General features: G+C 61.4%; 27 protein-coding genes and 1 pseudogene. 9 read left to right on the top strand and 19 right to left on the bottom strand.

The annotated features are described in order from the left end of the window. Positions 1–2: 2 nt before the first annotated feature. Together QM716_RS21095 and QM716_RS21090 are read right to left on the bottom strand one after the other, a co-directional pair. Positions 3–755, bottom strand: a complete 753-nt coding sequence (locus QM716_RS21095) for an IclR family transcriptional regulator (protein WP_283306039.1) — start codon at positions 753–755, stop codon at positions 3–5. After that, a complete protein-coding gene (locus tag QM716_RS21090; protein WP_283306037.1) occupies positions 755–2,266 on the bottom strand; it encodes an APC family permease in 1,512 nt (503 codons plus the stop codon). The genes QM716_RS21095 and QM716_RS21090 overlap by 1 nt, the downstream gene beginning before the upstream one ends. Positions 2,267–2,504: 238 nt before the next feature. On the opposite strand from QM716_RS21090, the gene QM716_RS21085 reads away from it, so the two are divergent. From QM716_RS21085 to QM716_RS21070, 4 genes and pseudogenes are all read left to right on the top strand, one after another. Next, positions 2,505–4,085 carry a flavin monoamine oxidase family protein gene (locus tag QM716_RS21085; protein WP_283306157.1) on the top strand — a complete coding sequence of 527 codons (1,581 nt, stop codon included), beginning with the start codon at positions 2,505–2,507 and terminating at the stop codon, positions 4,083–4,085. A 39-nt stretch (positions 4,086–4,124) separates the two neighbouring features. Further along, positions 4,125–4,796 carry a Rid family hydrolase gene (locus tag QM716_RS21080; RefSeq protein ID WP_283306036.1) on the top strand — a complete coding sequence of 224 codons (672 nt, stop codon included), beginning with the start codon at positions 4,125–4,127 and terminating at the stop codon, positions 4,794–4,796. Continuing rightward, positions 4,796–4,972 carry a Sec-independent protein translocase subunit TatA gene (tatA, locus tag QM716_RS21075; RefSeq protein WP_283306034.1) on the top strand — a complete coding sequence of 59 codons (177 nt, stop codon included), beginning with the start codon at positions 4,796–4,798 and terminating at the stop codon, positions 4,970–4,972. Before QM716_RS21080 ends, tatA begins: the two co-directional genes overlap by 1 nt. Before the next feature lie 101 nt (positions 4,973–5,073). Continuing rightward, positions 5,074–5,811: pseudogene (locus QM716_RS21070) on the top strand (DMT family transporter); the annotation flags it as partial. Here the strand turns inward: QM716_RS21070 and QM716_RS21065 are convergent. From QM716_RS21065 to QM716_RS21045, 5 genes are all read right to left on the bottom strand, one after another. Next, positions 5,808–6,422: a class I SAM-dependent DNA methyltransferase gene (locus QM716_RS21065; RefSeq protein WP_283306033.1), complete on the bottom strand. Its 615-nt coding sequence runs from the start codon at positions 6,420–6,422 to the stop codon at positions 5,808–5,810. The pseudogene QM716_RS21070 and the gene QM716_RS21065 sit on opposite strands and share 4 nt — an antisense overlap. Continuing rightward, positions 6,419–7,177 (bottom strand): PIG-L deacetylase family protein, encoded by a 759-nt coding sequence (locus tag QM716_RS21060; RefSeq protein ID WP_283306031.1) that lies wholly within the window; start codon positions 7,175–7,177, stop codon positions 6,419–6,421. Before QM716_RS21060 ends, QM716_RS21065 begins: the two co-directional genes overlap by 4 nt. Then, positions 7,171–8,109 carry an acyl-CoA dehydrogenase family protein gene (locus QM716_RS21055; RefSeq protein ID WP_283306030.1) on the bottom strand — a complete coding sequence of 313 codons (939 nt, stop codon included), beginning with the start codon at positions 8,107–8,109 and terminating at the stop codon, positions 7,171–7,173. Before QM716_RS21055 ends, QM716_RS21060 begins: the two co-directional genes overlap by 7 nt. Beyond that, a complete protein-coding gene (locus QM716_RS21050) occupies positions 8,106–8,810 on the bottom strand; it encodes a glycosyltransferase family 2 protein (protein ID WP_283306029.1) in 705 nt (234 codons plus the stop codon). Before QM716_RS21050 ends, QM716_RS21055 begins: the two co-directional genes overlap by 4 nt. 201 nt (positions 8,811–9,011) lie before the next feature. Then, positions 9,012–9,779, bottom strand: coding sequence for a GAF and ANTAR domain-containing protein (locus QM716_RS21045; RefSeq protein WP_283306028.1), 768 nt, complete (start codon positions 9,777–9,779; stop codon positions 9,012–9,014). A gap of 135 nt (positions 9,780–9,914) precedes the next feature. Between QM716_RS21045 and QM716_RS21040 the strand changes: the two genes are divergently transcribed. Continuing rightward, positions 9,915–10,586, top strand: coding sequence for a HemK2/MTQ2 family protein methyltransferase (locus QM716_RS21040; protein ID WP_283306027.1), 672 nt, complete (start codon positions 9,915–9,917; stop codon positions 10,584–10,586). Here QM716_RS21040 and QM716_RS21035 read toward each other — a convergent pair. Further along, positions 10,543–11,592: an iron-containing redox enzyme family protein gene (locus tag QM716_RS21035; RefSeq protein ID WP_283306025.1), complete on the bottom strand. Its 1,050-nt coding sequence runs from the start codon at positions 11,590–11,592 to the stop codon at positions 10,543–10,545. The two genes, QM716_RS21040 and QM716_RS21035, sit on opposite strands and share 44 nt — an antisense overlap. Here QM716_RS21035 and QM716_RS21030 point away from each other — a divergent pair, their 5' ends adjacent. Then, positions 11,593–11,832 carry a CDGSH iron-sulfur domain-containing protein gene (locus QM716_RS21030; protein ID WP_283306024.1) on the top strand — a complete coding sequence of 80 codons (240 nt, stop codon included), beginning with the start codon at positions 11,593–11,595 and terminating at the stop codon, positions 11,830–11,832. It abuts the gene before it with no gap. A 129-nt stretch (positions 11,833–11,961) separates the two neighbouring features. Here QM716_RS21030 and QM716_RS21025 read toward each other — a convergent pair whose 3' ends face one another. The 3 genes from QM716_RS21025 to QM716_RS21015 form a co-directional block, all read right to left on the bottom strand. After that, complete coding sequence (locus QM716_RS21025) at positions 11,962–12,165, bottom strand: cold-shock protein (protein WP_003943666.1); 204 nt, start codon at positions 12,163–12,165, stop codon at positions 11,962–11,964. Between the two features lie 316 nt (positions 12,166–12,481). Beyond that, positions 12,482–13,459: a YihY/virulence factor BrkB family protein gene (locus QM716_RS21020; RefSeq protein ID WP_283306023.1), complete on the bottom strand. Its 978-nt coding sequence runs from the start codon at positions 13,457–13,459 to the stop codon at positions 12,482–12,484. Positions 13,460–13,553: 94 nt separating this feature from the next. Then, a complete protein-coding gene (locus tag QM716_RS21015) occupies positions 13,554–13,991 on the bottom strand; it encodes an STAS domain-containing protein (protein WP_283306022.1) in 438 nt (145 codons plus the stop codon). A 330-nt stretch (positions 13,992–14,321) separates the two neighbouring features. Here QM716_RS21015 and QM716_RS21010 point away from each other — a divergent pair, with 330 nt between their 5' ends. Continuing rightward, positions 14,322–14,570, top strand: a complete 249-nt coding sequence (locus QM716_RS21010) for a modification methylase HgiDII (RefSeq protein ID WP_283306021.1) — start codon at positions 14,322–14,324, stop codon at positions 14,568–14,570. Positions 14,571–14,586: 16 nt separating this feature from the next. Here the strand turns inward: QM716_RS21010 and QM716_RS21005 are convergent, their stop codons facing one another. Beyond that, on the bottom strand, positions 14,587–15,369 hold the full coding sequence (locus QM716_RS21005; RefSeq protein WP_502942106.1) for a SigB/SigF/SigG family RNA polymerase sigma factor: 783 nt from the start codon (positions 15,367–15,369) through the stop codon (positions 14,587–14,589). Then, the gene (locus QM716_RS21000) at positions 15,366–15,800 is read right to left on the bottom strand and encodes an ATP-binding protein (protein WP_283306020.1); all 435 of its coding nucleotides are present in this window, start codon (positions 15,798–15,800) and stop codon (positions 15,366–15,368) included. The genes QM716_RS21005 and QM716_RS21000 overlap by 4 nt, the downstream gene beginning before the upstream one ends. Positions 15,801–16,036: 236 nt before the next feature. On the opposite strand from QM716_RS21000, the gene QM716_RS20995 reads away from it, so the two are divergent. Continuing rightward, positions 16,037–16,474 carry a hypothetical protein gene (locus tag QM716_RS20995; protein ID WP_283306019.1) on the top strand — a complete coding sequence of 146 codons (438 nt, stop codon included), beginning with the start codon at positions 16,037–16,039 and terminating at the stop codon, positions 16,472–16,474. A gap of 28 nt (positions 16,475–16,502) precedes the next feature. On the opposite strand, the gene QM716_RS20990 is transcribed toward QM716_RS20995, so the two are convergent. The 5 genes from QM716_RS20990 to QM716_RS20970 form a co-directional block, all read right to left on the bottom strand. Continuing rightward, complete coding sequence (locus QM716_RS20990) at positions 16,503–16,880, bottom strand: WhiB family transcriptional regulator (protein ID WP_502942105.1); 378 nt, start codon at positions 16,878–16,880, stop codon at positions 16,503–16,505. 134 nt (positions 16,881–17,014) lie between these two features. Further along, positions 17,015–17,719 (bottom strand): ANTAR domain-containing protein, encoded by a 705-nt coding sequence (locus tag QM716_RS20985; protein WP_283306018.1) that lies wholly within the window; start codon positions 17,717–17,719, stop codon positions 17,015–17,017. Positions 17,720–17,767: 48 nt separating this feature from the next. After that, positions 17,768–17,902 carry a hypothetical protein gene (locus tag QM716_RS20980; RefSeq protein WP_283306017.1) on the bottom strand — a complete coding sequence of 45 codons (135 nt, stop codon included), beginning with the start codon at positions 17,900–17,902 and terminating at the stop codon, positions 17,768–17,770. A 73-nt stretch (positions 17,903–17,975) separates the two neighbouring features. After that, the gene (locus QM716_RS20975; RefSeq protein WP_283306016.1) at positions 17,976–18,521 is read right to left on the bottom strand and encodes a Dps family protein; all 546 of its coding nucleotides are present in this window, start codon (positions 18,519–18,521) and stop codon (positions 17,976–17,978) included. A gap of 84 nt (positions 18,522–18,605) precedes the next feature. Next, positions 18,606–18,764, bottom strand: a complete 159-nt coding sequence (locus QM716_RS20970; RefSeq protein WP_283306015.1) for a hypothetical protein — start codon at positions 18,762–18,764, stop codon at positions 18,606–18,608. 358 nt (positions 18,765–19,122) lie between these two features. On the opposite strand from QM716_RS20970, the gene QM716_RS20965 reads away from it, so the two are divergent. After that, positions 19,123–19,425 carry a MerR family transcriptional regulator gene (locus QM716_RS20965; RefSeq protein ID WP_283306013.1) on the top strand — a complete coding sequence of 101 codons (303 nt, stop codon included), beginning with the start codon at positions 19,123–19,125 and terminating at the stop codon, positions 19,423–19,425. Here QM716_RS20965 and QM716_RS20960 read toward each other — a convergent pair. Continuing rightward, on the bottom strand, positions 19,422–19,805 hold the full coding sequence (locus tag QM716_RS20960) for a hypothetical protein (protein ID WP_283306012.1): 384 nt from the start codon (positions 19,803–19,805) through the stop codon (positions 19,422–19,424). The two genes, QM716_RS20965 and QM716_RS20960, sit on opposite strands and share 4 nt — an antisense overlap. Between the last annotated feature and the right edge of the window lie 60 nt (positions 19,806–19,865).

Below are 19,865 nucleotides of genomic sequence, written 5' to 3'. Positions count from 1 at the left end.
ATTCAGCTTGCCTTCGACATCGTCGGTGCAACGATGCGTTCCGCGTACTCCCGCAAGAGCGCCACAAGTTCTGCGTCGTCCACGGAAAGTCTGCCGGTCGGACCTATCGCAGCCAAGGCGCCGACGACACACCCTTCCGCGTCGTGGATCGGGACGGCGACGGCGGAGCGTCCGACACGAATCTCGTCCACCTCACGGGCGGGCTCACCGCGCCGGATCCGCGAGAGTTCGAGTTCCAACGCATCGCCGTCGGTGATGGTGCGTGCGGTGACCTTTCGCAGTGGGGTCTCGGCCAATTCGGGTCGGTTGGCGAGGAGCAGCTTTCCGATAGCCGACGCGTGAACGGCCGTGACCAGTGTCCGTTCACCGCTGAGTTCGTGGTCGGGATCGCGATCGACGAGTCGAATTCTATTCTCTGCAAACGACGCGAGGTAGACGCCGAACCGTAGCTGTTCGCGGAGTTCCTCGAGGAGCACCGAGTTGTCGACAGGCGTGGGTTCGGCGGCAGCGCCGGCCAATTCGCGGGTGCGTCGACCTAGTGCGAATCCGGAGAGATCGGCGATCCGAACCAGGTAGCCGTCGGCGACAAGAATGTTGAGCAACCGGTAGGCAGTGGCGGGTGGAATATCGGCCAGGGCGGCGATGTCTTTGGCGGTGGCACCTGATCCGAGCCGGGCAGCCGCCTCGAGCAGGGCAAGGGCGCGCTGAACGGCTCGGGGTTCGTGCCCACCGAGATCGCGGGGTCGGCCCACCATCAGCGGGCGCCGGCAGTCGGCTCGCCCACCAACACGATGTTTCCGGCTGCATCGGTGGCGAACACCCCAGCTCCTGGTAGTACGTCCTCGGTTTCGGGTCTGTCGAAGGCTCCGACGTGCAGCAGGCTTTTGGGGCTTCGGCGTCGCAGGTAGAACTGCCAGAGCGTTCCCGAGGTCACGATGACGAGTACGGCGATCGGTGCAACGTACGCGTGGTCGATCGTGTTGGCATAGACCAGGTATCCGAGGGCTACCGCGCCGGCGCCACTTCCACACGACGCGGCCGCGAGAACGCCGGGAGTGTGCTCACCGATCCGTGTCAGGAAGACAACGGATGCGATCGCCACCAGTGCATAGGCCACGATGACGGCGCCGCGAACAGTCAGTCGAACGTCGTCGAAGATTTCTCCGCGCCCCAGTACGGCAAAGGTTCCGCCGCCCAGCAAGACGGTGCAGACCACGGCAGCCAATGCGAAGTAGGGCGTTCGGAATGCGCTGTGAACCGAGGCGAACCGGCGGGGGAGTAGGCGCTCGACACCGAACGAATAGACCAGGCGTGACGCAGCATTGGACGATGCCATCGACGACGCCAGCCACGAGCAACCCAGACCGACGTTGAGAGCGATCACGACACCGGGGCTCACGCCCGTCGCAGTTCCGTGTACATAGGCGTTGACGAGGGTGTCACTGCGCCCGGACCAAGCAGCCCAGCCGGCGAAGATGAAGAGCGATCCACAGATGATCGGGGTGAGAAGGACTGTGCGGGTGACGGTTACCAGCGGCCGACGAGCTTCGGGGCCGAAGAAGGCCGCGCTCTCGAATCCGGCGAGAGCGAACACCGCGGCCAGAGCGGTGAGCAGTAGTCCGTGGCCGGAGGTGGGCGGAACGATCTGTGCTTGTTGACTTCCGGAACCGCCCAGGATCATGAGCCCGACGATGAACAGAAGGGAACAGCTTTCGACGACGAGGATCGCGAGCGCGGCAAATCTGACACTTCGCACGAGGGCGCCGAGAATCAGCAAGGCTATCCCCAGATAGAGCGCGATGACCTGAAAAGTCTTGTCCACGTGCACACCCGCGAAGCCGAGCAACGCGATTGCCGCCTGCCCGCCGTGATAGAGCGTCATGACCGCGCTGCCGACGTATTTGACCATCATGGCGATGCCGGTGGTCAATGCTGCCCGGGTGCCAAGGCCACGAAATACGAAGCTGTGCAGTCCGCCCGACGCCGCCATTCGGCGGGTGAACTGCGAAACACAGAACGCTATGAGCGTCACCAGCACGGTGGCCGCGATGATGGTGATCATGCCGCTCAACAATCGGCCGTGCGTCAGCATGGTGACGGGCAGAACGACCATCGACACAGCGGGAGCAGTGGTCGCCACCGACTGGGCCAGCACCTCGGCACCGGAGAGTTGCCGACGGCCCAACGCGCGCAGCGGCGATCGCGCCGGGGGCTGCTTCTCGCGCGTGGTGAACGACCGCGCGATGGCTTCGGTGAGAGCGGACATGTCGCGTCACGCTAGTCCGGTTCTGTAACGCGGATATTGCGGACATGCTTCCGCTGATCGCACTCGGGTGAGAGAGCAAGATGCGAACGCTCGGACGTTTCTCACTCGGTCCCCACCGACTGTTTCCTGCGCGTCAAGTTCCGGACCCAACGCTCCTGAAGTCTGTGTTCAACACCAACCACCCGGGTCACCGGGAGCACACTGGGGAGCTCGAATGCCATACACACGTAGATCTTTTATGCGCAGCCTGGGAATCACCGGCGGCGCGGGCCTGGCACTCGGTGCTATGTCGTCCATCGGCCTGGCGCCGGCAGTGGCGTCGACGCCGAGACGATTCCAGGCCCCCGCCGCGGGCGACCTGATCGGAAAGGTCAAGGGAAATCACTCCGTCGTGATCCTCGGCGGCGGACCGTCCGGGCTGTGTTCCGCCTACGAATTGCAGAAAGCCGGGTACAAGGTCACCGTCCTCGAAGCGCGTAACCGTCCGGGTGGCCGGGTGTATTCGATTCGGAACGGTACGCAGGAGACAGATCTCAACGGTGAGACTCAGACCTGTACTTTCTCGGAGGGCCACTTCTACAACCTCGGTGCGACGCGTATTCCGCAGAATCACATCACCATCGACTACTGCCGCGAGTTGGGCGTCGAGCTGCAGATGTTCGGAAACCAGAACGCCAACACCTTCGTCAATTACAAGGGCAACAAGCCACTGGCCAATCAGTCGATCACCTACCGGGCAGCCAAGGCCGACACCTACGGGTACATGTCGGAGTTGCTACAGAAGGCGACCAACCAGGGCGCTCTAGATCAGATGTTGAGCAAGGAAGACAAGGAAGCACTGTCGTCGTTCCTCAAGGACTTCGGTGATCTCTCCAGCGACGGTCGTTACGTCGGCTCCTCGCGCCGTGGACATTCCGCCGAGCCGGGCGCGGGCCTCAACTTCGGTACCGAGATCGAACCATTCGGCATGAGCGATGTCATCCAGGGCGGCATCGGACGCGCCTTCTCCTTCGAATTCGGCCACGACCAGGCGATGACGATGATGACTCCCGTCGGCGGTATGGATCGGATCTACTACAAGTTCCAGGACGCGATCGGCATGGACAACATCGAATTCGGTGCTGAAGTCAGTGGCATGAAGAATGTTTCGGAGGGTGTGACCGTCGACTACGTTGTGGACGGTAAGCCCAAGTCGATCACCGCCGACTTCGCGATCTGCACCATCCCGCCGCACCTGATCAAGCGTCTCGACAACAACCTCCCCGCCGACATCCTCCTTGCGCTGGAGGGCGCCAAGCCCACGTCGTCCGGCAAGCTCGGTATCGAATACTCACGCCGGTGGTGGGAGACCGAAGACCGCATCTACGGCGGCGCGTCCAATACCGACCGTGACATCTCTCAGATCATGTTCCCGTACGACAACTACAACTCCGACCGCGGCGTTGTCGTGGCCTACTACAGCACCGGCAAGCGTCAGCAAGCATTCGAATCACTCACGCACCGCCAGCGATTGGCCAAGGCCATCGCCGAAGGCGCAGAGATCCACGGCGACAAATACACTCGCGACATCTCGTCATCCTTCTCGGGAAGCTGGCGTCGTACCAAGTATTCGGAATCGGCGTGGGCATCATGGGCCGGAGCCGGAGATTCGCACGGCGGCATGGCAACTCCCGAGTACACCAAGCTGCTCGAGCCGGTCGACAAGATCTACTTCGCCGGCGATCACCTCTCCAACGCCATTGCCTGGCAGCACGGTGCATTCACCTCCGCACAGGACGTCGTCACTCACCTACACCAGCGAGTCGCACAAACTGCCTGACGTGCTTCGCATTCCATCACTCTCTCTGGAGGTCACATCATGAAATCTCGTAGCACCAAGGTTCTTGCGGCCGCATTTGCCGCCACTGCACTGCTCGGCACCGCGACTGCCTGCTCATCCGATACCGCCGACGCGGAAACCACGCCGGGCGCGTTCATCTCGAGGTCGGTACTCGAGGCGGGACAGGCAAATCCGATGATCGCTCAGGGTGTGGCCATCGGCGGCGACACATCGATCTACAAGACCAGCGGTATCGGCCCGTCGGCCGGAAACAAGTCTGCGCCCGAGGGATCACCCGAGTCGTACATCGACGATCAGTTCACGGGCGGGGTGCTACCTGCCGGAGTCACCGTCACAGAAGCACAGGGCATCAACGTCCTGAAGAAGATTCGGGACAACCTCGAGGCGCAGGGACTGAGCCTGGAGAACGTCGTGACAATGCGGGTATTTCTCGACAATGCACCGGGCTCTGACAAGGCCGACTACAGCGGATGGAATCGCGCGTACCGCCAGTTTTTCGCCAACACCAATCTCGATTCGGGTGACACCGAGCTGGTGCCGATGGGCACTGCCGAGCCGATCGGACCGATCGAACGAAACGGCGCCAGGCCCACCCGTTTCGCTCTCGAAGTGGCCGGACTGCCCGTAGCCGGTTGGCTCGTCGAGGTAGAGGTCGACGCGGTGTACCCCGAGGGCAAGGAACCCGCCTGATGGGCGCGCTCAGCCCGGCCCACTGGGCGATCGTCGCAGTAGTGCTCGTGGTGTTGTTCGGTTCGAAGAAGCTGCCCGACGCGGCCCGCGGCCTCGGCCGGTCGATGCGGATCCTCAAGACCGAAGTCGGTGAACTGCACTCGGATACGGACCTCGCGCTGGAGGAGCGAGACTGACCCCTGTGCGCGGTTGAGGAGTCCCCACACTCCTCAACCGCGCACAGGTGTGGGGGGCTGTGCAAAAGTGAAAGCGTGTCCCAACGACGCTCGTCCACAGCCCGGTCTGGTGGCTCGGCACCGTGGTCGGAATCGCGGGATATGCCCTGCAAGCGTCGGCACTCGGTCTCGGATCGTTGCTCCTCGTTCAACCGCTCCTCGTGCTGTCGCTGTTGTTCGCACTGCCGCTGGGTGCCCGGTTCAGTGGACGCCGTATCAGCCCTCGCGAGTGGTTGTGGGCCGCGGCACTCACCACATCTGTCGCAGTCTTGGTGATTGTGGGAGATCCGCGGCCGGGTGAGCCCCGAGCCGAAACACACCACTGGATCGTGATCTCTGCGATCGGATTGCCGTTCATCGCGCTCTGCCTGTTCGGGGCACATCGTCGAACAGGCTCCGCCCGAGCCCTCCTACTCGGCCTCGCCGGCGGAACACTCTTCGGCGTAGCAGCGGTATTGACCAAGGGCGTTGTTCATCTGGTGAGCCTCGGACCGCACGCGGTTCTGACGTCTTTGGAGTTCTACGCACTGATCGTCGTTGCCGCTGTCGCGACATCGTTGCAGCAGTCGGCTTTTCAGGCAGGGGATCTCCAGGCTTCGCTGCCGGCCACCACGATCATGGAACCGGTCGTGGCGTCGCTGCTCGGATTCGTGGTGCTCGGCGAATATTTCGATGCGAATCGAAAGGTCGCCGCCGTGCTCGTCCTTGCGCTCGCGGCCATGGCTGCGGCGACCGTTGCCCTGGCTCGAGGGGCCGCGGACAACGACGCGATCGCAACCCCTCACACGCCGGTCGGCTAGATCAGACCTTCGGAACGAGCCACCGACGGTGGTGACGGCGGACCCTTCACGAAGACATCGATCAGCACGTCCTCGTCCTGGTACGACGCGAACTGTGCCAACCCCGGCGTCTGGCGCACAGCCGAATGAACGGCGTCACCGTTCTGCGGATACTCCGGTACGACGTGACGCCAATGGGCGCACAGCAGCGTGCCGCCAGGCTCGAGATGCTCGACGACGTGCAGCATTGCCTCGACGAGTTTTTCGAAGGTCAGGTAATAGCCGACCTCGCTGATGACGACGAGGTCGAAGGTCTCGCCGGGCCAGTCGTCACCCAACGCCCAGAGGCGGAAGTCGGCGTCGCGACCGGCAAGCCGCGCACGAGCACTCTCGAGTGCGGCCGGGACGATGTCGGTGGCGAGAATGCTGTCGCAGCGCTCGGCCAACTTCTCGGTGAGAACCCCGATCGAGCACCCAGGTTCGAACGCGCGACGGTATCGAGTTTTCGGGAGCATCGCGACACTGAGCGCGTATTTTCGCTGCTCGTACCAACGGGATTCGAAGTCCCATGGATCGGATTGTGCGGCATACATCTTGGCGAAGTAATCCGTGGGAAGTTCACGATCGGTCATACGAACACCGTTTCGTACGGTCGCAGTAGGCGTTCCATCACGTGTCGGGGGAGTATGGGCGCATCCGCGGGGTGATCGGAGAGTGGTGCGATCTGTGATGTGAACTCTTGGGCAGCAGCAGATTTTGCAGCCTGAACGTCGGAGGGCAAGGTCACTCGTCTGACTCGTTCCCACGGGACTGCCGCATGATCCGGCGCGGCCCAATGCCAAGCCCAGATGGGGTACTCGATCAACCGTGATCCCGTGTCCTGGCAGGCCTTCGCAGCTGCGTCTCCGCTGGCCTCATGGTCCGGATGGCCGTCCCCGCGCCACGTCGAGGCGCACCAGGTTTCCGCCGAGGAATCACCGAGAATCGAGCTGAGGCGGTCGGTCAACTCCTGCCGGTTCTCGCCAATCCTCCCGTCCGGAATGCTCAGTCGAACGGGCGTAGGAATTCCGAGTACACGCGCTGCCTGATCTGACTCGGACCGTCGAAGTCGTTCCATCTCGGGCTGAGTCACAGTCGGTGAATCGGGATGTGAAGCTCCGCCGTCGGTGACGGACACCACTTGAACCTCGATTCCGGAAAGTGCTGCCAGAAGGGCGGTTCCACCCACCCCGAGTATTTCGTCGTCGGGATGGGGAGCGACGACGATCAATCGTGAGCATCCGGTGAGGTCCAGTTCCGGAAAACTGCGTCCCCACTCCCGCCACGTCGATTCAGGGGTGCCGCCGTCGTGGACCGGCTTTTGCGCGAACAGTTCAGAGTTCACCACGGCCGTTTCCCCTTGGCCGCAATCCGGCCGAGTTCGGCGAGATCCTTCTCGGCGTGGCTCTGCCGCAAGTAGACGGTGAGGTCGGCTACCCGCGCGGCATGTTCGGCGTCCATGCAGAGTGGTGCGGCTCCGAGAGCGCGTCCCACTCGATCGAGGGTTTCCGTCGCGGCACGCTCCACGATTGCACGAACGCGTAGAGCCCGTTGCATGGCTTCTGCATTCTTGTCAGCGGGATCCGCGTCGATCTCTGCTGCCGCGACTGCGAGCGCGTTGCGCGCCGCGGCCAACGCTGCGTCGACTGCACCGAGATGTGCGAGGACGTAGGGATCTTCGGTGCTTGCAGCTTTGTCGTACAACGGATCTGCGACTCCGCAGGCACCGCCGTACCAGCATGCAGCCACGCCTATCGCCCCGTGCCAGAACCCTGGCCGGCTCAGGTAGTCGCCTGCCGTCCCGACCGGGATGGCCGGAACCATGTCGAAGTCGACTGCGCTGGAGTCGCTTTCGGCCATACCAACGGCCTTCCACGAATCGGGAACCGGATGCACTCCAGGTAGACCGAGCTCAACCGCGAAGAGAGAGGGGACTCCCTCGACCAAGGCGGTGATCAGTGCATGCGTGCACGTGTTAGCGCCAGAACACCACAACTTGCGACCGGTGAGCGTCCAGATCCCCACGTGCTCAGACGCATTCACCACCGGTGAGGGTGGCTCGGATGCCCACACGCCCCACAGCTGACCCGGTTCGGGATCAGGGCCGTCGAGTTCGGTGAGTATCGCGACGGCGTCGGTGTGAGCCTCAGCCATCCGGCCGAGAACCACGTTCTCCCGTGTGAGCTCTGCGAGGGAGGTCCACCGTGCGGCCGTCGCGCCGCCTCCGGGCAGTGGCAAATACAGTCCGCCTGCATCCAAGAGTGTGTGTAGTCGTTTCATCGTGCCAGCTCCGCTTCTTCGTTATCGGCGGTCGTACCACCCAGGTTACGGATATGTCCGGCAAAGCCGCCCGGAGTTCGGCCGTCGAGACGCGCAGACGTGGTGACCGCAATGTCTTCTGCCCACGCGATACACGCACCCGCCTCGCTCAATCGCCGAACGAGATCTACGTCCTCGTCTTCCTCGAGATCCGAGAATCCTCCGATGCTCCAGTACATATCGGCGCGGACACCGAGGTTGGCACCGTGGATGTGACCGTGTCGACCATATGGATGTGCGTGGTACATACGTTCGTATCGTTCGCGGACGGACTGCGGCTGGCCCTCCCAATCTGCGATGCGAACGGTTCCCGCGACCACGTCCGCGGTACGCGCATATTCCAATTGGCGCGCAATCCAGGTTGGTCCGACCACCGAATCAGCATCGGTGGTGGTGAACCACGCTGACGGACCCAAATCTCGGCCGAACTCGGAGAAACCCGTCGCTCGCGAACGACCGACATTCTGGTGCTCGACGCGGAGCACTTCCACCCCTTCGGGGATGACCCCCGCGGTTCCGTCCGAACAGTTGTCGAGGACGGCGACAACTCGGACGGGGACAACGCAAGCCGACGCCGCTGTTGCGAGTGCACGAAGGCAATTGGGAAGGTCTTCGGCTTCGTTGTGGGCGGGAACTACGACAAGAACCTGGTCGATTGGCACAGTGACGATCCTTTCCTCACCCTGGTACGGTCGGGCTTTCTTTCGTCCCGGTTCTCAACAGATAACCACATTTCAGACGAGTGCCGCCGCGCGACCACCGGCAGTCGCGCAGGTCGAAAACTGTCTCGGTGAAACATCTCTGGATACGTTTGAGAGCTGTGCCTGCGGGGTACAAACCGGGGTTTTGCGACTGAATGATCTTCAGGACCGGCGGTGGCGCACCGAGTCGATGAGCATCCGGGCAACGTCGTGGAGTTTGACGTTGGTGTGCTGTGATCGCTGCACGAGGCGGCTGAATGCTTCCTCGGCGTCGATACCGTGGACGGCGATCAGGACGCCCTTGGCCTGTTCGATCTCGGCCCGAGATTGCATGGCACAGTGCAACTGTTCGATGTGCTCGTGTGCCTGTCGCCAGCGTCGTGAATCTGCGATCGCCGCCCCCGCACCGGCGGTGAACAATTTCATCAACTCTTCGTCGAAGGCCTTGAACTCGGTCGATGCGAATCCGTAGACGTTGAAAGCGCCGAGAAGTTCGGTGCTCCCTTCGCCCATGGTGATCGGCACGGACAAGTAGGACCGGACGCCTTGTTTGCGGGCCTCGACGGTGAATTCCGGCCATTCGGCTTCGTGATCACCCACCTTTGCCCGGACTGACGAGACTGTGCGTGCGGCGTCCACACACGGACCACGATCGGCGGAATGCTGGGCGTCGTCTATCTCGGAGAGATAGTCCGCGGTAGATGCGGCAGTTCGCGGGCCATCGGCCGACAACACGGTCACGCTGACTGCGTCGGCGTCCGGCAGTGCTTTGACCGCCGTCTCGGCCAGACGTTGGAGCATGGAGTCGAGGTGCTCGTCCGTGTTCAGACTGGACCGGAGTCCGGCAATCGCTTCGGCGAGGGTGTCGAGCGAATCTGCTGCGGAAGCAAACGCCGCGGCTCCCTGTGGAGTGTCCGCATTGCCTGTCATGACTCAGGTCTACTCCGCAAACTGCGGTGATGTGACCGTTCCAGGCGGTCGATACTCCAATGTTGCATGAAATTCGAGGTTCCTGGGTAGCCGCATGCAGCGATGTGCGATGTCGCCTGAAAAGAGGAGCCGATGATGATCCTGCGTTTACCCGGTGTGTATCCACCGCAACACGACACGTCGTTACTCGCGGATGCTCTGCTGTTCGAGCACCTGACCGCTCGCAGCCGGGTGCTGGATCTGTGCACGGGGACCGGCGCCCTCGCTGTCGCGGCATCTGCGGCAGGTGCAGGCCACGTTGTCGCGGTCGACATATCCCGCCGAGCGTGCGCCAATGCTCGTCTGAACGGAATCCTCAACGGAACCTTGATCGATTCCCGTCGTGGGGATCTCACCGAGGCGGTGCACGGCGAACTCTTCGATCTGGTGATTTCCAACCCGCCGTACGTCCCTGCGCTTGCAGATGATCTCCCTACCACTGGAATCGAACGTGCTTGGGACGCAGGCAAGGACGGACGCGCCCTCATTGACAGGATCGCGGCGACCGTTCACGACGTACTCGTCCCCGGTGGCACACTTCTTCTCCTGCAGTCGGTGCTGTGTGGGGTCGACAAGACTGAGGCGATACTCGAGGAACACGGTATGGCCGTGGAGATTTCGGCTCGGAAGTATATTCCGTTCGGGCCCGTGATGCGTGAGAGACGCACGATGCTCGAAGCGCGAGGGTTGATCACCACCGGTCAGGAAACCGAACAACTGGTGATCATTCGCGCAACGAAGTCTCACCCTTGTCCCAACTCGATGTGAGGTGTTCGCCGAGAAGATCGTCGAACGCGAGGCAAGTTGCGGCGCCGAACAAGATGTCGCCGGCGCGGTGTGGCTGTGACGAAGCAAGACCGCCGGCAAGCTCCCGAACGGCGATCTGTTCGTGGACGGAATCCGCTTCCACATGCTCGTCGTAGAACAGTGTCACGTCCGAACCGAATCCGAGTCGGCGCAGTCCGGCGCTGTACCGCTTACTCGGCAGCGCCGATGTGGTCTCGACGGCGCACAGGTGCCCGACCAGGGCTCCGAGATGTCGGCGGTGAAAACCGAAGAGCGAGAGAGCATTCAACGACGCCAAAGTTGCTGCGGGAACCGCATCGATGTAGTGACCGTAGCGGTCCGAAAGACCGACGGCCCGCATCGTGTCGGCAAACAGACGCGAATGCATACGCTCTGCGCGGCCGCCTCCGTACTCGTCGCTCTGCACTTCTACGAGGGCTGCCTTGACAGCACCGGAGAGTCGCGAGATTCCAAGGGTGTGCACATCCGCTTCGCGGAGCTGATTGAGCGAACGGTGAATCAGCACCTCCGCGAACTGATCGACCGTGGCGTCCTTCGCCATGAAGGATGCAAGACCGGGTCCGGCACTGGGCGCCGTCAGCGCCCACAGGTCGGCCACCACGTCGCCAGACGACGGAACAGTCCCCACGAGTTGCGCGATGGCGGACTCGAAGTGCGTTTCGAGACGAGACCGCACCGCGAGCAGGTCCGGATTCCACTCCCACTTGTCCGAGACGTTCTCGATTCCCTGCAGATGAAGCTCGTAGAGGAGCGTCAGCGTCAACTGGGCGTCGTCGTCTCGAAGAATGTCGTAGGTGAGGTCGGTGGACCGTGCATCTTCGTACGCGTCAGCGGCAGTCTTCAGTTCCCTCGGATCGGCGGAGGAGCGCAGAATGGAAACGAGAGTGGCGCTCAGCGGGCCGCGAGCCTGCGGAACGGGCATGGAAGTAGGCACGCCAGTGGCCGAATTGAGAAGTGAAGAGGACATATGACCGCGTTTCCCGAATCGTCATCTGCCGAAACACCGGATAATTCCGGGTGCAACACCACCATAACCGCCTGCTCGGACGGACCGCTGCTGGTGCGTGGTGACTTCGAGTTGCTCCGCGACGACGGCACTCCGATAGAGAACAAGCGCTCCACGGTCGCGTTGTGTCGATGCGGACGGACCGGCATCGCGCCGTTCTGCGACAGCTCCCACAAGAAGAAGCGGGTGCGAGCGAGTTAACCGGCACCGAACTCGGCACGCGCCCGACCCGGAAACCAAGGAGACCCAGAAACCAAGAAAAGGCTGGATGCCGGCACCGTGCGGTGCAGCGTCCAGCCTTTTCAGTCTGAATTCAGACTGGGATCGAACTCAGATGGCGCGAACGTTCTGAGCCTGGGGGCCCTTTTGGCCCTGTCCGATCTCGAACTCGACCTTCTGGCCCTCGTCGAGGGACTTGTAGCCGCTGCCCTGGATCTCCGAGTAGTGAACGAACACATCCGGTCCGCCACCTTCCTGCTCGATGAATCCGAAGCCCTTTTCACCGTTGAACCACTTGACACTGCCCTGAGCCATAACCAAATTCTCCTGGATCCATCGAGCCGAGCCCTCCCATCGAGAGTCCGGTCTCACACCTGATCCTGCCATGCTCTTCTTTTTCTGTCTCCAATTACATGCATGGCGAGTTGCAGTATTTGACGGATTTGTCCCGTTCCGGGGCCGTACCGGAAGCAGGTGATTGTTCAACTATGCGCGTTTACCTGCTGTGATGTATTCGTCGCTTCGACACAGCGCGAAATGACAACACCTGTGTTAAATCTGGATTCGCGGCGCAGAATGTCACCCCGATGCTCAGGACGGGACCAAATACCCAACTCGATCGGGGTCGAGATCAGTCCGATTCGTCGGATTTGGTGTGCCCGTCGAACGTTACGTGGATGTTCTCGTGCGGAACCGCGCGTTGCGCTTTTGCTTGATCGGCGAAGGTGCGCCGATCGCCTTCGATGAGCTCGGTGTTGTCGGTGAACGGAGCCAGCAAGGCCCGCGGATGGAGTTTGTCGACTCGCACGACGTTGATTTCCGTGCACATGACGATCGAGGCGGCAGCGAGGAACAAGAAAGCCAACAAACCCAGAACGATGGCAAAGACGCCATTGGTGGTGGAGGCACCCCGCACCACGGATGTCACGTAGAGGGCACCGAAGGACTGAAGTGCTTGCCAGAGAACAGCAGCGGCGATCGCTCCGGGTGCCACATCGGCCACAGACAGCGGCCTCGCGCAGGTGAGCCGGAAAGCGACGATGAAGATGCCCGCATTCAAGACGACTGCCGCGAGGGTCAGTAAGAAGCTGAACGAACCGCCCAGATGAAGCGCGCCGCCGATGCTGGAGACAGCGGTGGTCCCCAGGACCGCGAGACCGATGGTGCCGAGCAGCAGTAACCCTTGAAGACGCCCGCGGATGGGATCCGGTCGCATGTTTCGGGGCACCGACCACACCGTGTTCATCGCATTCTGGCAAGCCAGAGCGACACCGAGGCCACCGTAGAGGCCGCCGACGATTCCGATCACCAGACCCGTGACGCCGCCGCCGATCTGTTGCGCGTTGCCCAGGTCGTCACCGATAACCGGGAACTGATGCAGTGCCGAGTCCAAGATCTGTTGCTGAAGTTCGGGGTTGTCCGACAGCACGAAGCCGAGAATGGTCGAGAGTAGGAGAAGCAGCGGAAACAGCGAGACAAAGCCGTAGTAAGCGATCAGCGCGGCGAGATAAACACCTTGATCGTCGAGGAACTTGTAGAGGACCGCTATCGGGAACCCCAGTGCCGGATGCTTCTGTTGCAGTGCATCTAGGCGCTTGGCGATTGTCATTCTCGGTCTCTCTCAGCTCGTCGGACAGCCCGACGAACCTTAGTCGCTGCGAGCGCAGAGCGCTCGGCGCTCGACGTAGGTGCCGGGCGTGCCGTCAGGAGACTTCGAGCGACTTCTCTGCTTCGCGGAGTGCGCGCATGGCTCCCTCGACAGAGTTCGTAACCGGAAACTCTTCTTCCGCCCGCGCTGCCCGAAGCAAGCGTCGAAGTGGGTGTGACCCGATAACGGACCACTGGAAGTCATGGGTTTGCGAACGGGAGTTCAGCTCGGCGAACAGTTCGAGGCATACCGCACCGACGAACAGCGAATTGGACAGGTCGAAGATGACGCGAGTCCACTCCGCAGCGTATGAGCTGAGAAGTTCTTGTAGTTCGGGCGCGGAGATTCTATCGAGGTCGACATTGACCTGGACCAGGACTGTCGAGGGTGCGACCCGCCAGGCAGCGAAGCCTTCTGTTTCCACGATCGGACCCAATTGTGTTGAGGGATCGATGGAATCGATCGAAGTGTGGTCGAGTTCATTCAGATTCATGGCAGATCCGGTCTGTGTGCTTTCATCGAAAGGCTGACGACCGATCTGGCGGCGCGGAAAGTGAATGCGTCCAGGCGTGGAAAGCTCTAGAGCTCAATGGATATGCGCACGGCGGATACGCGCAGAACGTACTCACCTGATCCAGAGCCTTGATGCGAACCGAGCGCCAGTGGCTTCAACCCCGGCTGTATTCTCAACCTCGGTACCGTTCAGTGTAGCTCGAGGGTGGAAATCGGTCCAGGCATGGAGTCGAATATTAAGCGGTGCAATGTTTTTGGCTATACGCTTCGGTAGGGTGGGGGATCAGCGTCACCGGACGAAGGGATTCAGATGAACGACCGCGATGCACTTACGGCCATCTCGACCAAGCTCGACACGTTGATCGGAGCGGAGACCAACGGTCTGCGTGACGAGGTTCCGCCCGGTTCCAGTGCTCAGCGCACCGAGCAGGACGGGGAGCACGGCACGTGGGGTCACGATTACCGCCTCGCCAACAAGTATCTCGAGGCTCTCGACATCGGCCAGCCCGGGCTCATCGACCGAGCCGAGATGGAACGTCTTGCGCAGGAGTACATCTGATCCTCGAGACGTACCGTCAGAAGATTTCGCCCATTTCGGTGCGTAGCTGCTTCAGTGTCTGAGTAAGGATTCTGGAGACATGCATCTGGGAAAGGCCGACCTTCTCGGCAATCTGAGACTGGGTGAGATGACCGAAGAATCTCAGAACGACGATCGTGCGCTCGCGCTCCGGTAATGCCAGGAGCGCGGGCCGCAATGTTTCGTGATTGTCGATCCGACTGATCGCTTCGTCGTACTGACCCAATGTGTCGATCAGAGTCAGTCCGCTCCCGTCGCCGGCGGACGCGGTGTCGAGTGGTGTGGTCCGATACGAGTTGCCGGCCGTCAACCCCTGTTCGACCTCGTCCGGCTCGATGTCGAGTTCTTTCGCGAGTTCCGCGACGGTCGGAGCCCGCCCGAGCGTCTGGGACAGCGAGGTCAGCGCCCGGTTCAGTGCAAGGTGCCGTTCCTGAAGGCTTCGCGGGACGCGCACAGACCAGCCATGATCGCGGAAATGCTTGCGTACCTCACCCATTACGGTCGGGACGGCGAACGACAGGAAATCCGATCCCTTTTCCACGTCGAATCGCTGCACGGCCTGTACCAACCCGACGCGCGCAACTTGTTCCAAGTCCTCGAAAGGCTGGCCGCGCCCCTGGTAGCGGCGTGCGACGTGGGTGGCGAGAGGTAGGCACAATTCGATGATCGAGTTGGTGATCTTCTCGCGGGTCGGATCATCCGGCGGAAGCGAAGCCATCGAGACGAACAATTCGACCGCTAGTTCGTACTGGTCCTTCTTGTCCGGTGGGACAGCGGTCACGCACGCTCCTGGAGCAAGCCCTTTTCAAGCGTCATCGCCAGGGTGATGTGTCCGTCCGCGTCGATTTGCGATTGTTCCAGACGGACGGAGTCCACCAGTGCTTCGAGAACGAACCATCCGAAGCTGTGCGACTTGTCGGGTATTTCGGAGTGCGCAATCACCGACACGACGGTGCGGAGTGTGCGACCGAAGGTCTCGAATCGGCAGGTCAAGTCGCTGGACGGTATCGCATGGCCGATGAGAATGCTCGCGACTTCGTCCATCGCCAGAGCGAGATCGGCTGTCCCGTCGACATCCAATCCGGTGTTGTTTGCAACCGTGCGGGTGATTCCGCGCAGAGTCGGAAGTTGAGAGTACGACGCTCGGACGCGGAGCGAGGCAATGGAGTCGTGAGTAAGTTCGGCTTCGGTCGAACTCGACAGAGGGATCAAGGCACTTCCTGTAGGTAGATGAGGCGGTATTCCGGCAGAACGAGGCAAGGACCGGTAACGGCCATGCGTGCCGACCATCTCGACCCCAGAGGTGTTCATGCCCTTCGATTACCCTTCGCCCAGCGAACTAATCCTCTTTACCTGAACTGGAGGGGAAATTGTGAGACACATCACCTGTGGTGCGCTCGTACCGAATCTCATCTTTCATTTGTGGCTCGTTCGGGTACTTCCGCTTCATGGACACCCATGCGGACAGGCAGATCCCCGTGCACGTACGGCCGGAAGGTGTGACGGACGAGGGAGTGAAAGCGGCCGGGGTGTTGTCGAATGCTCTCGAAACCGTGGAGCGTGCGCGCGGCGCTCTGTACGACTTCCATCAGCTGATCGGGCACGCGGATTTGATGCTCGACGAGGTCGTCGAGCTACTGCGCACCAGCGGCAACGACGAACTGGCAGATCAAGTCGAGGGCGAGTTGATGGGCCGGAACGTGGTCGAGGGGCGCTGGACATTCCAGCTGGTCGAGGAGTTCGACGAGAACTACTGGTCGTTTTTCCGCGAGTGCGAGAAGGTGGTGCGCGACCGGCTGGCCGGCGGAGTGCCCCATCTCTTCGAAGCCGAGATGAAGGAGCGTCGACGCACGCATGGGCATCGACACCACGAGGCGCGGCCCTGAGTTCCACACCACGAGTTCTGTACCCGAATTATTGCGCGGTTGGGCTCGATACAGCACTGACCAGTGGTCCAGTTCGCGCTTTACGCAACGATTCCCGCTCGGTGGCCGTCATCCCGCCCCAGATGCCGTGTGGTTCCCCGGTCTGGATGGCGTGCACCAGGCATCTCTGCACGACGGGGCATCTGGCACACACAAGCTTCGCCGAACTCTCGCGCTTCGCCCGTCTCGAGCCGCGCTCGTTCGTGTCGTCGTAGAACAGAGCCGGGTCGGTGTCGCGGCAGGTGCCGGACAGCTGCCAGTCCCACTCGTCGGCAAGGGGCCTGGGAGATGTGTAGGAGCGCATGAACATGGACGTTCCCTTCGCTGCGTGACGAACTCGACTCGGATCGAGGCCCGGGTCGGGCATTAGTGCAAAAATCGGTCCCGCCGGTACATGGTCTGTACCGGCGGGACCTTCGAGGCTCCTCCCTCGCGAGGGAGGATTTCGGGGGTACCTCTGGTCGGTCATTACCCAGCCGTACAAATTCTGAATCCGGGTGGTCAGGAATTCTTTTGATCGCCGGCTCGTCTTTCTGCTGCGGCGACAAGACTGCCGGCTCGTTTTTCTGCTGCGGCGACAAGACCGCCGGCGATGTCGCGCACCTTGACGTTCCACTCTTGCGACATCTCGACCAGTAGGCCGAAAGCTTGGTCGGCTGAACACTCACGCTCGGCCATCAGTAATCCCTTGGCCTGCTCGATCACGGGCCGAGAATCCAAAGCTCTTCTCAGTTCGTCATTTTCCGCGCGAAGGCGGGCGAGTACGTCTGGCGCCGAGTTGGACCGCTGAGCCTGCGGTCGTGGAACCTCGTACACACGATGAAGCACCCCGATCACCTGGCCGTCGTCATCGGTGACCGAAGAATTCACCGTGTTCCAATAGCGCGTGACAAACAGCCCGGAACCTCGCTCGTCGCGCACGTCGTACCGTTGAGTCGGCAGCGCATCACGAGATTTGGTTCGCATCACTTGGTCGAACGACATTGTCAAAGAGGAGATTCCGTCGGCAAAAGAGTCGGCAGGATTGTCGGGAAAGGCCTCGAACACTTCCACTCCGTGCAGCTGATCCAAACTGCGGTCGGACATGGCAAGGTATTCTCCGTTTGCTCCCTGGACACGAAAATTGCTGTCCACGAGGAGAAGAGAAGAGGTGCTTGCCGCAAACCGATCGCTACGGGCGATCGAGCGGAGAGTGCTCGAACTCATGATTGTGTCGTTTCTGTCCTGTCTTCAACGGCTGCGGCGCCTGGTGATTCAGAAGTAGTTGATTGCGAGGACCCCGAGAGCAGTGCCTGCCACGATCGATCCGAACAACAAGCGTTGTTGCAGTACGAATATCTGATACTCGCGACGCGTTTGTGCCGACGTGCCGCGCGAGTCCGCAGACATGCTCCTGCCCTTTCCGGTTGTGGGGAGGGCGATTTCGGCCGACCCCCGATCGGCCGAAATCGAGGACGGTCAATCAGTTCTGACGCGCCTCATTTGCGGCCTCCTGTTCGGTGGTCGCGCCTTCGTGTACGAGGCTGCCACCGGAGTTCTCGAGGTGCGCGCGAACGAACCACTGGAACTTTTCCAACTGTGCTGTCTGGCCGATCAACATGTCTTCGGTGATCGGGTCGATCTTTCCGACGCTCTCGATTGCGGCGCGACTGTCTGTGATGACCCCGGTGTAGACAAGGTCGAGCGCCGCGAGGTGAGCGCGAGCGTCGTCGCGGCCGACGGAGTAGTCGTCCCACGTCCGGTCGCGTTCGATCGCTCCCGCGGTGCCCTTGGGCGAGTTGCCAAGTGCCGCGATACGTTCCGCCACATCATCGGCGTAACCACGAACCAGTTCCACCTGCGGGTCGATCATCTCGTGCACGCCGATGAAGTTGGGTCCAACGACGTTCCAGTGGACGTGCTTGAGCGTGAGGTGCAGATCGTTGTAGGCACTGAGGCGTTCCTGCAGGGTGTCGGCGACGGTCGAGCCGTCTGCGCTGCTCAGCCCCGGTACGGTGAACTCGGACATATGTTTTCCTCTCGTCATGATGGGGATCGCCCTCCAATGGGGCGGTCGCGCGCCATCGTCAATCGGATCGCGGGTCGGTCAGGTTCAGTGCGCGAGTGCGACTGGTTCCTCTGTCACCGGGTCGCCGAACATCATCGCGATTCGGCGCTTGACCTCTACGGTCGTCAAAGTCGTGCTTGCGGCAGTGATTCCGATGCCGGTGTTGCTCCCGCCCTGTGTGGGCGGGATGTCGATCGTCGTCATCTTGCTCCCGGTGAAGAGTGTGCCGTGAGGGAGTCAGCTGAACCACCAACTCCGACGTCTGGGTGTTCTGCAGCTTCGAGTGCCGGTTATGGCGCTTTCGGGTGCTATAAAATCTATATCAGCCGATGTAGATAATTGGCAAGGCTGCGTCGTTCCAGCTGCGGGCGGAAGTTGTATGCCGATTCTCGTCGAAAGCACACCTCACCTGCCTTTACGTGCTACTTGTACTCTGCGATTTGCGCCGGCAGTGGTCCTGGACACCTTTGAATCTATGCCGGGCACATCAGATTCACTGCGTGGAGGTGATAAGGTCGGATGACGCGGGCAAAGGCAGTCGACACCGAACTAGGAGGTTCCAGTGACGTCGGAATCTCAGACCCGGGCGCTGCGTGGCGTGTACGGGATCTCAGTGATGTCAGAACTGTCCGGAGTGGGACCTCAAACGCTGCGCCTCTACGAGAGAAGGGGCCTGCTCACTCCGACGCGCACGGATGGCGGTACGCGCAGGTACAGCGAGGCTGATCTGGACACACTCGGACGAATTACCGCGCTGATCGACGACGGAGTCAATCTTGTCGGAATCCGTTCGATCTTGTCTCTCGAAGCCGAGAATGCCGTTCTGGCGGCTCGGATCAGTCAGTTGACTGCGGAAGCTGACTAGCTTCCGTGGGGCATGTCGGTGCGGGCAGGGGCGCCGAAATCTGCATCAGCGACGATTTTGTTGCCGGCAAGTTCGATCTGCTCCAGCGCTGAATCCAGGGCATCGACCAGCCATTGATGCGACGCCTCTGCGAGCAGTTGATCGGGGGTGCCCGTCAGTTCGGACTGAAAGAATCTCACCAGCCACAAGTCGCCCAGATCAGGCTGATCTGAAAGCCCGGCAACGGTATTGGTGGCGAGTAGGTATCGGTTGTACTCGAGATCAACACGAATTGCGTACTCGCCGAACAGATTCACCACATTGGCCGGTCGATGAGTGGCGGCAGCGAGCGCAATGAGAGCGTCGTTGTAGGTCTCGGAGTACTTCATCGTGAGGGGCATGGTCGGCCTGTCTTTCTGGGCCGATGCAGCATTGCACGGCTATGTCGAGGAGATCAGTTC

The sequence above is a fragment of the Rhodococcus sp. IEGM 1409 genome, assembly GCF_030056735.1.
Lineage (GTDB): Bacteria > Actinomycetota > Actinomycetes > Mycobacteriales > Mycobacteriaceae > Rhodococcus_F.
Note: the sequence above shows the minus strand (reverse complement) of the source record. Positions and strands in the feature narration are given on the sequence as shown.

Bases quoted from the DNA above. Each gene is read 5' to 3' on its own strand.
- QM716_RS21095 (WP_283306039.1), bottom strand. From the start codon at position 755: ATGGTGGGCCGACCCCGCGATCTCGGTGGGCACGAACCCCGAGCCGTT.
- QM716_RS21090 (WP_283306037.1), bottom strand. From the start codon at position 2,266: ATGTCCGCTCTCACCGAAGCCATCGCGCGGTCGTTCACCACGCGCGAG.
- QM716_RS21085 (WP_283306157.1), top strand. From the start codon at position 2,505: ATGCGCAGCCTGGGAATCACCGGCGGCGCGGGCCTGGCACTCGGTGCT.
- QM716_RS21080 (WP_283306036.1), top strand. From the start codon at position 4,125: ATGAAATCTCGTAGCACCAAGGTTCTTGCGGCCGCATTTGCCGCCACT.
- tatA (WP_283306034.1), top strand. From the start codon at position 4,796: ATGGGCGCGCTCAGCCCGGCCCACTGGGCGATCGTCGCAGTAGTGCTC.
- QM716_RS21065 (WP_283306033.1), bottom strand. From the start codon at position 6,422: ATGACCGATCGTGAACTTCCCACGGATTACTTCGCCAAGATGTATGCC.
- QM716_RS21055 (WP_283306030.1), bottom strand. From the start codon at position 8,109: ATGAAACGACTACACACACTCTTGGATGCAGGCGGACTGTATTTGCCA.
- QM716_RS21045 (WP_283306028.1), bottom strand. From the start codon at position 9,779: ATGACAGGCAATGCGGACACTCCACAGGGAGCCGCGGCGTTTGCTTCC.
- QM716_RS21040 (WP_283306027.1), top strand. From the start codon at position 9,915: ATGATCCTGCGTTTACCCGGTGTGTATCCACCGCAACACGACACGTCG.
- QM716_RS21035 (WP_283306025.1), bottom strand. From the start codon at position 11,592: ATGTCCTCTTCACTTCTCAATTCGGCCACTGGCGTGCCTACTTCCATG.
- QM716_RS21030 (WP_283306024.1), top strand. From the start codon at position 11,593: ATGACCGCGTTTCCCGAATCGTCATCTGCCGAAACACCGGATAATTCC.
- QM716_RS21025 (WP_003943666.1), bottom strand. From the start codon at position 12,165: ATGGCTCAGGGCAGTGTCAAGTGGTTCAACGGTGAAAAGGGCTTCGGA.
- QM716_RS21020 (WP_283306023.1), bottom strand. From the start codon at position 13,459: ATGACAATCGCCAAGCGCCTAGATGCACTGCAACAGAAGCATCCGGCA.
- QM716_RS21015 (WP_283306022.1), bottom strand. From the start codon at position 13,991: ATGAATCTGAATGAACTCGACCACACTTCGATCGATTCCATCGATCCC.
- QM716_RS21010 (WP_283306021.1), top strand. From the start codon at position 14,322: ATGAACGACCGCGATGCACTTACGGCCATCTCGACCAAGCTCGACACG.
- QM716_RS20995 (WP_283306019.1), top strand. From the start codon at position 16,037: ATGGACACCCATGCGGACAGGCAGATCCCCGTGCACGTACGGCCGGAA.
- QM716_RS20990 (WP_502942105.1), bottom strand. From the start codon at position 16,880: ATGCCCGACCCGGGCCTCGATCCGAGTCGAGTTCGTCACGCAGCGAAG.
- QM716_RS20985 (WP_283306018.1), bottom strand. From the start codon at position 17,719: ATGAGTTCGAGCACTCTCCGCTCGATCGCCCGTAGCGATCGGTTTGCG.
- QM716_RS20980 (WP_283306017.1), bottom strand. From the start codon at position 17,902: ATGTCTGCGGACTCGCGCGGCACGTCGGCACAAACGCGTCGCGAGTAT.
- QM716_RS20975 (WP_283306016.1), bottom strand. From the start codon at position 18,521: ATGTCCGAGTTCACCGTACCGGGGCTGAGCAGCGCAGACGGCTCGACC.
- QM716_RS20970 (WP_283306015.1), bottom strand. From the start codon at position 18,764: ATGACGACGATCGACATCCCGCCCACACAGGGCGGGAGCAACACCGGC.
- QM716_RS20960 (WP_283306012.1), bottom strand. From the start codon at position 19,805: ATGCCCCTCACGATGAAGTACTCCGAGACCTACAACGACGCTCTCATT.